Source organism: Enterococcus sp. FDAARGOS_375 (assembly GCF_002393265.1).
Lineage (GTDB): Bacteria > Bacillota > Bacilli > Lactobacillales > Enterococcaceae > Enterococcus_D > Enterococcus_D innesii.
This window is the reverse complement of record NZ_CP023515.1, coordinates 2,120,628-2,134,177: the sequence shown is the minus strand read 5'-3', so window position 1 is coordinate 2,134,177 and position 13,550 is coordinate 2,120,628. Positions and strand designations below refer to the sequence as shown.

The window sequence follows — 13,550 nt, the reverse complement described above, 5'->3', positions numbered from 1 at the left end:
ATTTATTTTGTTTATATTCGCTGCTTTTATTATATAAGTCTCTTACTACAAAAAAATTGATGCACATCAAGAAAATGGAAAAAGGACTGGAAAGAATTCCAATCCCTAAATCAGCTTCTACTTTTACCTTAATCTTCATCCTCATCAAGAGCGTCATCATCTTCTAATGCTTCTTTACCAATGAACGCTTGCAGCATCCAAATGTTCTTGTCTAAGTCATTTTTAAAAGCAATCAATGTATCTTCTAAAGCATCGTCACCCTCGTCTTGAGCTAAACGAATCGCGCGAATAGTTAGGTCACGAGTGCTTCTGAAGTCCTCGATAATATTTTCAACCATGTCTTCTGCTTTAGCGTATTTATTAACTGCATCTTCCGAAAGCATCGAATATTTTTCAAATTCAACAGTTGTCGAAGCAGGTTTATGCCCAGAAGTAATTAGACGCTCCGCAAGTTTGTCGAACCATTTTTCATTTTCGTTATACAACTCTTCAAATTTTTCATGCAACGTAAAGAAATTGGCTCCTTTTACATACCAGTGATATTGGTGCAGTTTCACATGTAATGTATGCATGTTGCCTAAAAGATGATCCGCAATGGCCGCTGCATTAATTTTCGTATGATGAACATGTTCCTTGTGTTCTTGTTCTTCTTGCAATCTTTCTTGGGGTGTTCTTTCTTGAGTAGCTTTATTTTCAGTCATGATTTATTCCTCCTATAATTTTGGTTTGTTTAAAATAGCTTTCTTTGATTCCTCCTTTTTCTTTACTGAATTTAGTATAGGATAGATTTCCGTTAAAAAAATTGACGCTCATCAAGAAAAGTATTTCTTAATAGACGCCAGGCTTCTCTATTAAATTCAACTGAAATAATCAAAGGAATGAAGTCGTTCCCTCCAAACAAAAATTTCATTAAAGTAGGGCCTAAAAAAAGAATAGCAACTATACTTTGTCAAGAGACCTGACTGCTATTTTTTTGCTTGTTATTCTTCAATTACCAAATGTCTTGCCTTGCAGTATATTTAATGCTCTTTCTCACTAGTGTTGCATGCAACACTAGTGAGAAAGAGTATTAATAAGATTAACCTAGAAGAATAACTTTACTTTATTTATGTCATACCATAAATAAAAATTGAAAAGAATTTTTTATTTATTTTTAGTAGATCGATTAATAGGAGTTTTAGCTTGGGAGCGTCAATAATTTTGTGTAAATGGTTCTTTCCTACTGTAGATTGTTTCTAATTCTCCATCGGTTGACTCAGCATTTGTTCGAGCTCGCCTTCGGCCTGTTGGAAACCTTTATGACTGCGACCTAGGAATTTTTGGTTGTGAGTATCAAAAGACGAGACTAAGAAACGTTCCATCGACTCTTCATTTTGGAACTGTTCCTTGCGGTGGCTGTATTTCTTGATTTGCTTATTAAAGGATTCAATCAATCCAGTTGCTGCACTATATAAAAAATTTCATCATAGTTTCGCCCTAGTCGTTCCAAAGATTCGATGACAAAAATATCCTTCTTCCTTAAAAAATGAAGTTCTTTTTGCAATTATTCTCGTGAGGTCTTCTTTTAACTACATAAAATTGTAACCACTGGTTTTAAGAGTAGTGTATCATCCCAAATCATATAATTAATTGACTGCGATTGTTATAAAACTCACGGTAAGCCATATAACTAGCAATAAACGAAGAAATCGCAGTAACTGAAATCAACATAAACATCACAACAATTTGGTAACGAATCGCTTGAACAGGATCAATTCCCGCAAAAATCAACCCTGACATCATACCTGGTAGGCTGACAAGTCCAACCGTTTTTGTTCGGTCAATAGAAGGAGCCATGCCCGTTTTGACGCTTTCTCTTACAATACTCATGGACGCTTGTTTTTATTGGCTCCCAATGCCAATTTTTCCAATACCTGTTGGCGTTGGTCCGTAAATTTTGAATTCAAAGACCGATAGGTCACTCCAATCGCAGTCATGGCGTTGCTGGCAATCATGCCTGTAATTGGAACGATTTGGGAAGGGGACCAGTCAATGACTCCTGAAAAAACAAGAATGAGTAAGGACAAGGCTGTTCCTACTCCAATAGCCGTCGTTGAAATTTTAAAAGAGCGGTTGATCCCCTCACTGCGTGTATGGGCGTTATAAGAAGCGTTGAACACAATGAACAAAACCATCGCTAAAGTGAGAAAGTTGTTATCCACTCGTAATACGTAGCTCAATACATATCCAATAAGGAATAATTGAACGACAGCGCGAATTCCCGCAATAAAAATGTCGTTTCCTAATCCCAATTTCTCTTTGTAATCAATCAACAAGGCAACTATCAAGAGGACAGAGGATAAAAGCAAAGAAAGATTACTGATTTCCAAATTGTTTGTCATTTCGATTCCTCCATTTTTCCACCTTTGATAGTAATCAGACGAGAAGCTTGGTCGATTTCTTCCTGGTTGTGAGTGACGGCCAACACCGTAGTTTGTTGGTCTTTCATCATGTCTCGGACTAAATCAAGGACAATCGCTCTGTTTTCTTGGTCCAATGAACTGGTAACTTCATCCAGGAGCAACACTTTCGGTTGATACATCAAATTTCGGACCAATGCAACCCGTTGTTTTTCCCCTCCTGATAGTTCCTTGACCTCTTTCGATAAGTAAGTTTCAGGTATTTGAACTCGTTCTAACAATTTTTTTGCACGTTCCCGATCAAATCCTTCTTCTCTTATGCGGGCAGGAAAAGACAAGTTCTCTTGAACTGTCTCATCGAATAGAGAAGCGTTTTGAAAGAAATAAGAGACTTCTTTTCTATACTCCACAGGATCGATTTTTTGCAGATCCGTACCTCGATAATAAATTTTTCCGGAAGTTGGGGAAAGCAGCGTACCAATTAATTTCAAAAGGGTACTTTTTCCACTTCCAGAAGGACCAGAAAAAACAATCACTTCCCCTTTGTTTACTGTAAAAGAGATATCTTGAAGGATTTGGTTTCCGTTTGCCTGAAAACCAACCTTCTCTAATTGAAACAATGAATCACTCATACCACTTCTCTCCTTTATAAAAAAGCCCTGCACCAGTGGACCATCCATACGGGTGCAGGGCTTTTGTTTCATCCTAGTGTACCTCAGTGTTCGTTTGGATCGTTTTTGGCGTCTTCATGAGTAGGGTGAACCGTTCCTTCAAGGTGATCTGGACCAGCATAAATGGTATACAGTCTGAGCGGCTTATCACCGGTGTTTTCGATGTTGTGCCACATGTCCGCCGGAACAAATACGGCGTCATCATCCATCACTTTTTGTTGAACATGTAAGTTATCTTTAGAAGGCCCCATTTTACACACGCCTTCTCCTTCTTCAATACGGATAAATTGGTCAATGCCTTCGTGCACTTCCAAACCGATGTCATCGCCCGGTTGAATGGACATTACGGTGACTTGCAGTTTACTGCCTGTCCAAATGGTCGTCCGGTAATTATCATTTCCTGTGGTGGCGTCTTCAATATTAATGATATACGGCTTCTTCCCATGATCCTTGTAGTCTATTTCCATCTTCCATTCCTCCTAGTCTTTTTACTAAAACAATGATACCTACTTCTTATTTATAATAATTCTAATTAATGGTACCACATCTAAAATTCTATGCAAAAAATTGGCTTTTTGGAGAGCGATTCTAAACAAAGACCATATAACGCGCAATTACAATTGGTACCCCTTAATCCTCAGCACATAAAGGAAAAAATATGGAATCAAAAAATAACCGATATGTACTCTGGTTATGACTTGAATCAGGGAGAATTTCAGAGACGACACAGCATACTTTTTTAGTTTGCACTTGTAAACTAACTAGCGTATATTAAGTTTATGCTCACTATCAAGCGTTGTCAATCCTTTAGACTCTTATCAATTTCGAAAGAAAGTAGCAAGGTTATTGATTGTGACTGTAAAAGTGGGGTGTTCCTATAAGCACATTAAACTATCTTCTCTAATTTATCATGCTATTTAAATTCTGTTTTTTCATGAGAATTTTTGTCCAAAACTTGTTAAAAAGATTTTAAAAAATACTTACATACACAATCCCCAAAAACACTAATGTCATTTCAGTCAAAAAAGATACCGCAGAAAATTTCCACCTGAGATTCAATACGATATTACTCTCTTGACAGCCAGCTTAATTCCTTAGTTGAATAGATTATTAAAGTGCACAAAAAAACAATGCGGCGTTTGTTATATTTTCTGGTATAAGCGACGGTGCTATAAACTTTTTTGCAGATTAAAAATCATATGAATTTAACTCCAGTAATAAGAGTTTAAGTGCCAATGCATGTTTGATTTCTTCGTTGCGTTGGTAAATCAAGAACAAAGTCGGGGTTTGGACGCGTCCAACGCTAAACACGCCTCTCATGCCGTTTTTCTGCATATAAAGCGTGTAAAGACGGGTGAGATTGATTCCTACCAGCCAATCAGCGATTTGTCGGGTTTCTGCTTCTTTGTAAGTGGAATAAAACGCCTGTCCGTCCTTCAGATTTTGAAATCCTTTTTTGATTTCGCTAGTTTCAAGCGAGTTGATCCATAAACGTTTAATGGTTTTCCGGCTATTTCCCGAAAGGTTGATAATCAAGCGGGCGATTGCTTCACCTTCTCGGTCGCTGTCGGTCGCAATCACGATTGTTTCCGCTTCATCTAAATGCTTTTTGACGATCTTGTATATATTGATGTAAGAATAGACACTGTTACGATAAAATACTTTGTAAAAATATACCCTACTTCCCCGATACTCATAACCATTCCTTCTCTTCTAGTACATTTGGTGTTCATTTTGATGATGCTCTTCTACTTCGGCTCATGTTTAGCAGCTTATTGATTTTTGCTTTATTGCTTCAGCCAACCTTTATTTACGGCATCATCTATAAGTTTTCTAACATAGTCCCAAACTTCTGGCATAATTTCTTTGATGACCTCGTTTCGTTTTAATTCGCGTTCAACATCAATGTTATTTTCTAACCAGGTATTCCCGTCACAGTAGTATATCTGCAAGACAGGCTGTAACCTATCGATTGCCGCTGCATATTTTGCTTCTACGGTTGCCATCTCCTCAAACTCTTCCCACAAATCCATAAATTCATCATATTGTTCTCTCGGTAATGTAGAAAATAAACTTGTAGCTGCTTCCCGTTCTCGCTGTACTTTATCCAGGTACCCAGCTTCATCATAACAATAGGTATCACCTGCTTCGATTTCTACCATATCATGAATAATTAACATTTTGAGTACTCGCAACAAATCCACTTGCCCTTCGGTTGCGACATGTTCTGCAAGCAATAGTGCACATAATGTCAAATGCCAGGTGTGCTCTGCATCATTTTCTCGTTGGTTTCTATCATAGATCAGTGTCGATTGTCTAAGGATGGCTTTAAGCTTGTCAGCTTCGACAATAAACTGGATCCTCTTTTCTATTGCATTCATCTGTGACCTCCAATTATTTGTTGAATGAATTTATATCAAAGGTACAGCTTTTTTCCACAATGCCTCCAAAGTTGCATAAAAAAACTGCAGCCTTTTCTTTTGGTAAAACAATTACTCCTGCACAAACCTTAATGAAAGGCTCCTTTCAAACTTCCTATAACACTTTTTCCTCACGAATGATCTTTGTTGTTACTTCAACTACTCCACGGAAAAATGCAATGAATGGGGCGTAGGCGCGATCAATGTCAGCCCACATCTTTCTTTAAAATAGGTTTTGCTATCTTGTTTCGCCACTTGCAAAATTTCTGCCTCAGCAAAAGGGACCACATTGTCACTCCCCCGCAATTCACTGCATTCCAAAATAATCAAAATCTCTGCTTCTAATGTATTGATTCTCGCATACTGTTCAAAAAAGTTTTCGTGATTGATTTCTTGGATCGCTCGTTTGATTTCGAAGCAATTGGCAAGAATCTTTTCTTTGAGTTCTGGAAACTCTTCCTTGAAAAAAAGCCGCTCCGTTTCTTCCATGTAGAAGTTTAAATATTCTTCCATTGAATGGATCTTAAATGCTGACTCCATCTTTAGTCCTCCTGTTCTATTGATTGGTGAATCTTATGTAAAATCCTGTTTATGTGTTTATCGTTGGAACGAATACGTCGATGCGTACTCTATGGAAATATTGAAAGGAAATCGACCTTTAGGCTGAAATCACTAGCATTACGTTAAATAGAGGATTCGAACACTCTTTCTTACCTTCGCTTTTTCGTAAAACGTTTCTGTTGACCGAGATCTTTATGCCTGCATTATTACATGTTTTTTAGGAAAGGAGACGCCAATCATTTGTTTGTTAGAAGCAAATAAAGTCCTGTTAGATACCTTCGGGTTGGATCGTATCAATTTTAGTTTCATAAAAGTAAACAAGCCCAATAGCCGATTGAGCGATTGACAAACTACATAGGAAATCTGAGAAACGCTGTGCAAAACTTTTCGCTTCCTACTAAAAAAAAGGAGGATTCTCTGGTTTTGAGAATCCTCCTTTTTTTCATACTGTGAAATCCACAGTTTTACGTATGTTTTTGACTAAACTCATTCTGGAACTTTTCAACTGCTTCAATCAGTTCAAGCCAGCGATCCCCCGTTGGAAAACTATTCCATTTAAAAAATTGGACGTTGGGATTTTGGTCAATAAAAGCTTGCCGATTGACGGGATAATCTGTCACGACAAAATCGGGATTTCGGAAACAAATGAAAGTGTGTACCCAAACCAGCGCTTCAATCGTTCCTTTTGTCTGATTTCTTGGATTTTTCCGAATTTTGATTCGTGAAAAATACGAACCGTAGAACGATCAATTTTCGCTACCAGAGAAAGAAGCATACTATATTGAAAAAGCAAGCGATTGTTCGCTTCATACATGGTTGAAAAAATTGGTGATTGTTGCGCTAACGATTCGTACATCTCCTGAACAAACGGAAAAATCTTAGAAAAGACACGGCGATAATCTTTGTCCGTGGTGCTTTTTCCAAAGGCATCGATCTTATTTTTCGATGCAAAAAGAAGCGAAACCGAATGAATATTCAAGGCATTGACCAACAGATAATCAATATTGCTTTCAGAAACGAGAAAAACTTTCTGAGCGTTTTCCGCAAATAGCCTTGCTGCAGCGATTGCTCGTGGAGAAAAATGATCCCCAATTGTTAACTGACTAGGAATCTCTTCAGGTAAGTACGTCATCATGACAGAAAACATATAATACAAGAAGAGAAATTCTGTTTCTGGAAGCCCATTTAGAATCAAATTGTCTCTTAGCAATGGCTTGATCAGCTCTTCTTTAAATTCTTCAAAGGAAATCGTCAGATGCCTCATCTCCCTCATCTCTTGAGGAATCTCTTTTACAGGAAAGCCTCTTTTAAAACGATAAATACTTAACGCCAACAATTGAACAAATTTCTCCTGATCAATCCCGCGATAAAAACTGGGATAACTTGTCAACTTTTTCTTCAATGTACTGACACTTTGTTTCGTCAATCCACTATAACGCACGTTCGTTGCATCATAGATCTGCCAATACATGATGTGGAAAAAATGCCGAATGCGGTATTCTTCGCCCACAAAAAGCGGTTTTCTTTTTAGGTTCAATCGAATGTGATAATTTTCAAGAATCGTTTCTACTTCCTTTAGTTTTCTTTGAACCGTGCGATTGCTGACATAATGTTGTTGGGCGGTTTCTTCCAGCGACACATACTTATCACTAAAGAGTCTGTCTAAAATTTGAAATGGCATGCTTTCTTCTAGCATGACCGAATAAAGCTTAGACAAAAGAAAATTCGGCGCAAAATAAAGCGTCATCTCTCTACCTTCATGCAACGCAATCTCAAAATAAGGATACGCCGTTTGCAAATCGAGTGCTCGCTCAAAAACTAAGACGATTCGTCGTTTTGATAAGTTTGTCTTTTCAGCAAGAACATTTAGTTTTTCACGCTCCACAGCCTGCTCAAAAAAATGCGCAAACAATTCATAAACATCTTGGTCTAATTTAGTTAAAAGAAATTTATACATAATAATACCTCTTAACTTTATTTTTAAGGTAATTATACTCCTTTCACGATCTATTTTCATTCAGTGTGTATTCATTGACTACTTATTTCATTTTATAAGAAGCTGTCTCTGAAACTATCACCTTCTGAATCATTTAGGATAAGCAAAATCATGGCTACAACTACTTAGAACTACGAGTTACTACGTCTGGAGAACATTGCTCTTTCTAACAGCTAGTTTAAGACGACAAAACAGTCCAAAGCGCTATTTATCAAAAAATTATTTTATAATAATAAAAGTAAAAAACCGTATATTTTGCTACGATAATAAGAGAGTCGGTTTTTAGGAGTATTTACAATCGAAGAGTTAGGTAGCCTTTGAGCATTTCAACAATTCCAAAAGCTTTTACTTTCTATCAATTACGCTTATATAAAGTTGAAAATTAGTACAGTTATTTTTAAAGTATCTTCGCCATAATCAAGCTAACTTCTTACATTAATTAAAAAGAATGGGGGGACAGGTGTTCATGCTTCGCTGAATGAACTGAAATCAATGAAAATATCAAAAAAAATAGTATGGTCAAGTGTTGCTAGTATTCTCGTTCCGATTTTAATAAGTCTCGCTGTCTTTGTCTCCCCTAGTAATAAACCTGGGATCGTTGTCTCAAATGACTTTGGAAAGATCACAGTTCCGTTGCGAATAAGTAGAATCTATTTAACTCAAACAAACACTGTCTTCTATCAGCCTGAAATACGCTCAGCCAAAACAGTTCTGGAGGAGGCGAATTTATTAGGAGAAAGCACACTTTCGATAAAAATCGGTGAGGAAGAAAAAGAAATTGTTTCTTATATTGATGCCAATGTTAAGAACTTCTCTCTAGAACTAAACGTGGAAGACTATGACAAAACAACAGGAAAATTAGTCTTGACTATTGCCTATCGTGATGGCTTGAATGATGAATTCAAGAACGTAACATTCGAAAGATAACTGATAAAAACCTATATTCTCGCTCATATTTAAATAGGGTTAAACAAAGAGTATCCAGAAAACAATCAATTCTGGATACTCTTTCCTCTCTATTGAAAAGCTTTTAATTTTCAGTTTTTCTTTTTCGTCTCAAAATTACTACGAAAGAAAACAGAACAGTGATGACTCCCAAAAAGCCCATGATTCGTTGACCTGTAAGTTGTTCTCCTGTTGCAGGCAACTTATTTTTTGATTTGGTTTGTGTGTTTGTTTGCTTGCTGTTATTTCCTGAGCTATTCCCGTTCTCTTCGTCCGGCGTCTTGTTTTCTGATTCTGGTGTATCTTTTCCTGAATCTTCTCCCGGTTCATTCTCTTTATCAGCACTGTAAACATAAATAACTTCTTGGACGGCATCACTGAAGGTACCTTTTGCATTTTTAGGCGTCTTTGAAACCCGCCAGCCAGATATTTCTTTGGCGTTGCTTTCATATGGCAACCCTATTTTGCCATTCATTACGGTTGGTGCTGCCAATTCATTGCCTTCTGTATCTTCATACTTCACAGTAACTGGCGCTGCATCACTACGCTCATAGACATAAACGACTTCTTGTACCGTTTCGCTGTAAGTCCCGTTAGCGTTAGTTGGTGTTTGAGAAACGTACCAGCCATTGATTGCTTTAGCTTCACTTGTATATGGCAGACCTATTTTGCCACTTAATACCGTCGGTGCAGATAGTTGATTCCCTTCTGTATCTTCATACTTGACAGTAACTGGCGCTGCATCGCTACGTTCATAGACATAAATTACTTCTTGTGCCGTTTCGCTAAATGTACCTGTAGCATTGCTTGGCGTTTGAGCTACAAACCAGCCTGGGATCGCTTTGGCTTCACTTTCATATGGCAACCCTATTTTGCCACTCAATACTGTCGGGGCGGATAGTTGATTCCCCTCTGTATCTTCATACTTCACAGTAACTGGCGCTGCATCGCTACGTTCATAGACATAAATTACTTCTTGCTCATTTTCACTGTAAGTGCCGTTGGCGTTAGTTGGTGTTTGAGAAACGTACCACCCATTGATTGCTTTGGCTTCACTTTCATATGGCAAACCTACTTTGCCGTTCAATATTGTCGGTGCAGATAGTTGATTCCCTTCTTTATCTTCATACTTGACCGTCACTGGTGCCGCATTACTACGCTCATAGACATAAACCACTTCTTGTTCCGTTTCGCTGTAAGTCCCGTTGGCATTAGTTGGCATTAGTTGGCATTTGGGATACGTACCAGCCGTTGATTGCTTTGGCTTCACTTGTATAGGGTAACCCTACTTTCCCACTTAATACTGTCGGTGCAGATAGTTGATTCCCTTCTTTATCTTCATACTTAACCGTAACTGGCGCTGCATCACTACGTTCATAGACATAAACGACTTCTTGAGCTGTTTCACTATAGGTCCCATTAGCATTGCTTGGCGTTTGAGCTACAAACCAGCCTGGGATCGTTTTGGCTTCGCTTGTATAGGGCAGACCTATTTTGCCATTCATTACGGTTGGTGCTGCCAATTCATTGCCTTCTGTATCTTCATACTTCACGGTAACTGGCGCTGCATCACTACGTTCATAGACATAAACGACTTCTTGCGCGACATCACTGAAGGTCCCTATCCTATCCCCTTGGATCTCTTTCAGTGTATAGCCTGAGATATCCTTTTCTTCCGTAGTAAAGGGGTCGCCTACATACCCCGATAAAGTGACATTTGGTGCAAGCGTCTGTCCGTTTTCGTCAAGATACTTGACCGTAACATCTTCTGCAGTATTCACATACTTCACAGGTACTTGATAATTCACTAAATATTGAATGGTACCTGTACTAGCAGCTCTCTCGGTGGATAAACGATTAGGAACCAGAGAAGTGATTGACAAATAGTCAACATTGGCGGGAATATTTTTAAATTGAATCCCTTCTTCAGTCAGTTCAAACCCATCATTTTCATATAAGGGAAAGATATAGCCATTTTTATCTATCCCCCGAATCGAATAAGAATACTTTTTGTTGGACAAAGAAGAGAGCAACGCATTTCCTTGGGTATCAACCATCATACGGTCTTTATAAAGAACATCAGATTGGCCATCTTTTACTAGCATTGGCTCTAATAGTATTTTCTCCTGAGTCATAATAGATAGTTGGGAATTTTGATGGTGTTCTGGAGATAGCTCTAACTTAGAAAAATCCGTCATGCTACTTGCATAGACCGTCAGATAATCTGTTACCCATCCACTAAGATATTGACCAACCCCAATTAATTCTTGGGCTGTCAAATAGGCATCATAATTTCCTATGTGGATATTTGAAAAAGATCCTTTTGGAAGAACGTGTGCTAGTACATTAGGACGGGTAAACAATGTTGCATTTTCCGCCATAGTGATTTGGGGAACATTCGTAGCAATAATAGACGTCGTGTATAACGCTTGCAAGTTGCTAGCGTATTCTAAACCAGTAAAATCGACTACTGTGTCTTTGACTAAAGAAGAAAAATCTAACTGTTTTAGATTCACCATATCTTCTTGAGTGATCGTATCAACTGTTTTGTTTAGCCCTTTCGCTACCTCATTTTGCAAATTCTTATCCGGCATCCAAGCGTCTAATGAAACGCTTCGATTAGAGAATGCCTCTTTCATTTCCGCTGATGATTCAGTTGCCGAGCTAGCTGTGTCTTTACTTGAATCAGGGAGGTTTTTTTCTGTACTTTCCGTCGAGCCACTTTTCTCATCATCATTAACCACTTCTTGCGATTCTGAGTTACTTGTGGTGTCACCGTTGATTTCTTCTTTTATACGAGAAGAATCGACTGTTTCAGTAGTCTCCTCCACTTTTTCTAATGTTCCTAATGTCGTGATTTCTTTGTTTGATGGAATGGTTTCCTGTTCCTCAGCCATAACTTGTGCCAAAGGTGCCAACACAGGCTGACTTAACAAGATCGCCAATGACAAATAGCCCCAAAATTTCCTTTTCATAACATTCTCCTTTTATATTCGTTTAAATACGATACGCTTTCCTATCTTTCACCTATCGACAAACTTCCCCTTCTGATGATGGTGACGACTTGTTAATTACAATCTTTAGACACAGGATACCCCTGTTCATTTTGATAGTATTACATGGTTCATCATTCTGAACACGTCAACATTTGTATCAGAAATGACCAAACTTGTCAGGTTTTAACAAACAGGTTATTCAAGCAAACAGATCGCTCACTTCACCTGCTCCTTCATGCTCCAAGCTTGGCCTCAGTTAGCGTTATAATCACTGATTTAAATTGTTTTTTTTAATTTACACACAAAAAAAGAGACACATAACATGCATCTCTTTGGGCGGCCCATTGTAAGTTCAGCCTATTATTGATTTTTTACTAGTTATCCCGATACTCGATCGTCAATCCTTTTAAAAAGTTGCGGGCATATTTGTCTAAACATGGTTTGTAATTGCGATGGCCTTCTTTTCGTAAAATGGCGCCTAATTCACCTTTTGAAACTTTAACTCCCGCTTGCTCGAAAATGTCCAGCATTTCATCTGTTGTTAGGGAAAGGGCGATTTTTATTTTCTTCAGCATCAAATTATTTACATTGCCATTGTTCAACTCTAGGACAGGTTCTGCAGCATCTGGCTTTGTTCCTCGTTGCGAGCGAATCAAACCATTTAAGAAACGCTCAAAGGCTTCATTGGTACACTCAATCTCGTAGTTCTCAGGATCTTTTTTCTTCAATAATTGTCTTACTTCTTCTTTTGTGAAAGAAGCGCCGCCAAGTTCAAAAATTTTCACCATGTCGGTATCCTTGATATCCAAAGCATAGCGTAAACGCGTCAAGCGATCATTGTGATTCATTCTATACACCATCCATTTCTTAGGTTGATTATAACAAATAAACCTAGACGAGTAATCCCGTTTTCGCTTTTTTACTCTAAGAACCCATTTGTTTTCGTTCAAATGTATATCGCTTCTCTCATTCTACTTCCTCCGCTATACTTGATTTAGGGAGTAAATTTATTCTAACAAAACAATAAACGAAAAAAAGCATCTGTTCCGATGATGTTTTGGATTGCTTTATTGTTTTTATTTTGTACACAAAAAGGAGAGGAAAGAAATGAAGAAATACGGGAAATTTTTGGTAATGATTGGGGTATCGACGGTGATTATGTTTTGTATGATGTATTTCAATGTCTACGCCCTCGATCATATCTTTTTCAGCCAAACCCGCCTATTTATGGCACTAATGATGGGCGCGATGATGGCGATCATCATGCTGTTATTTATGTGGAAGATGTATGACAACAAGAAAATGAATATCGGAATTTTAGTTGTCAGTGTTGTACTCTTTTTTGGTTCACTGTTTATGGTCAGAAGCCAAACCGCCGTGGGAGATACGGCCTGGATGAAAGCCATGATTCCCCATCATTCGATTGCGATTCTAACCAGTAAAAATGCCGATTTGTCTGATCCAAGAGTAAAAGAACTTGCAGAAAAAATCATTGACGCACAGGAAAAAGAAATCAAAGAAATGAAAGAATTGATCGAAGAGTTGGAAAACAAATAGCCAGT

General features: G+C 38.0%; 10 protein-coding genes and 4 pseudogenes. 2 read left to right on the top strand and 12 right to left on the bottom strand.

Features of this window, described 5'->3' with window-relative positions; translation table 11 throughout:
- Positions 1–128: 128 nt before the first annotated feature.
- The 9 genes and pseudogenes from CO692_RS11345 to CO692_RS11295 form a co-directional block, all read right to left on the bottom strand.
- Positions 129–701 carry a Dps family protein gene (locus CO692_RS11345; RefSeq protein WP_002292150.1) on the bottom strand — a complete coding sequence of 191 codons (573 nt, stop codon included), beginning with the start codon at positions 699–701 and terminating at the stop codon, positions 129–131.
- 534 nt (positions 702–1,235) lie between these two features.
- Positions 1,236–1,442, bottom strand: a pseudogene (locus CO692_RS11340) (IS256 family transposase); the annotation flags it as partial.
- 175 nt (positions 1,443–1,617) lie between these two features.
- Positions 1,618–2,381: pseudogene (locus CO692_RS11330) on the bottom strand (ABC transporter permease).
- Positions 2,378–3,031, bottom strand: coding sequence for an ATP-binding cassette domain-containing protein (locus CO692_RS11325; protein ID WP_002307505.1), 654 nt, complete (start codon positions 3,029–3,031; stop codon positions 2,378–2,380). Before CO692_RS11325 ends, CO692_RS11330 begins: the two are co-directional and overlap by 4 nt.
- Positions 3,032–3,114: 83 nt before the next feature.
- Complete coding sequence (locus CO692_RS11320) at positions 3,115–3,537, bottom strand: cupin domain-containing protein (protein WP_002307506.1); 423 nt, start codon at positions 3,535–3,537, stop codon at positions 3,115–3,117.
- Positions 3,538–4,309: 772 nt separating this feature from the next.
- Positions 4,310–4,651 (bottom strand): annotated as a pseudogene (locus CO692_RS11310) (DNA topoisomerase); the annotation flags it as partial.
- Positions 4,652–4,857: 206 nt separating this feature from the next.
- Positions 4,858–5,451, bottom strand: coding sequence for an HD domain-containing protein (locus tag CO692_RS11305; protein ID WP_060792975.1), 594 nt, complete (start codon positions 5,449–5,451; stop codon positions 4,858–4,860).
- A 198-nt stretch (positions 5,452–5,649) separates the two neighbouring features.
- The gene (locus CO692_RS11300) at positions 5,650–6,030 is read right to left on the bottom strand and encodes a DUF7006 family protein (RefSeq protein ID WP_005225213.1); all 381 of its coding nucleotides are present in this window, start codon (positions 6,028–6,030) and stop codon (positions 5,650–5,652) included.
- A gap of 485 nt (positions 6,031–6,515) precedes the next feature.
- A pseudogene (locus tag CO692_RS11295) lies at positions 6,516–8,008 on the bottom strand (helix-turn-helix domain-containing protein).
- Between the two features lie 531 nt (positions 8,009–8,539).
- Here CO692_RS11295 and CO692_RS11290 point away from each other — a divergent pair.
- Entirely contained in the window at positions 8,540–8,974 is a 435-nt protein-coding gene (locus CO692_RS11290) for a hypothetical protein (RefSeq protein WP_005225210.1), read from the top strand.
- A 103-nt stretch (positions 8,975–9,077) separates the two neighbouring features.
- Here CO692_RS11290 and CO692_RS17940 read toward each other — a convergent pair whose 3' ends face one another.
- From CO692_RS17940 to CO692_RS11280, 3 genes are all read right to left on the bottom strand, one after another.
- Positions 9,078–10,262, bottom strand: coding sequence for a MucBP domain-containing protein (locus CO692_RS17940; protein WP_226818117.1), 1,185 nt, complete (start codon positions 10,260–10,262; stop codon positions 9,078–9,080).
- The gene (locus tag CO692_RS17935) at positions 10,204–11,967 is read right to left on the bottom strand and encodes a MucBP domain-containing protein (RefSeq protein ID WP_226818115.1); all 1,764 of its coding nucleotides are present in this window, start codon (positions 11,965–11,967) and stop codon (positions 10,204–10,206) included. The genes CO692_RS17940 and CO692_RS17935 overlap by 59 nt, the downstream gene beginning before the upstream one ends.
- Before the next feature lie 395 nt (positions 11,968–12,362).
- Positions 12,363–12,836 (bottom strand): DUF1456 family protein, encoded by a 474-nt coding sequence (locus CO692_RS11280; protein WP_096742285.1) that lies wholly within the window; start codon positions 12,834–12,836, stop codon positions 12,363–12,365.
- A gap of 259 nt (positions 12,837–13,095) precedes the next feature.
- On the opposite strand from CO692_RS11280, the gene CO692_RS11275 reads away from it, so the two are divergent.
- Positions 13,096–13,545: a DUF305 domain-containing protein gene (locus tag CO692_RS11275; protein WP_005225207.1), complete on the top strand. Its 450-nt coding sequence runs from the start codon at positions 13,096–13,098 to the stop codon at positions 13,543–13,545.
- The last annotated feature ends 5 nt before the right edge of the window (positions 13,546–13,550 follow it).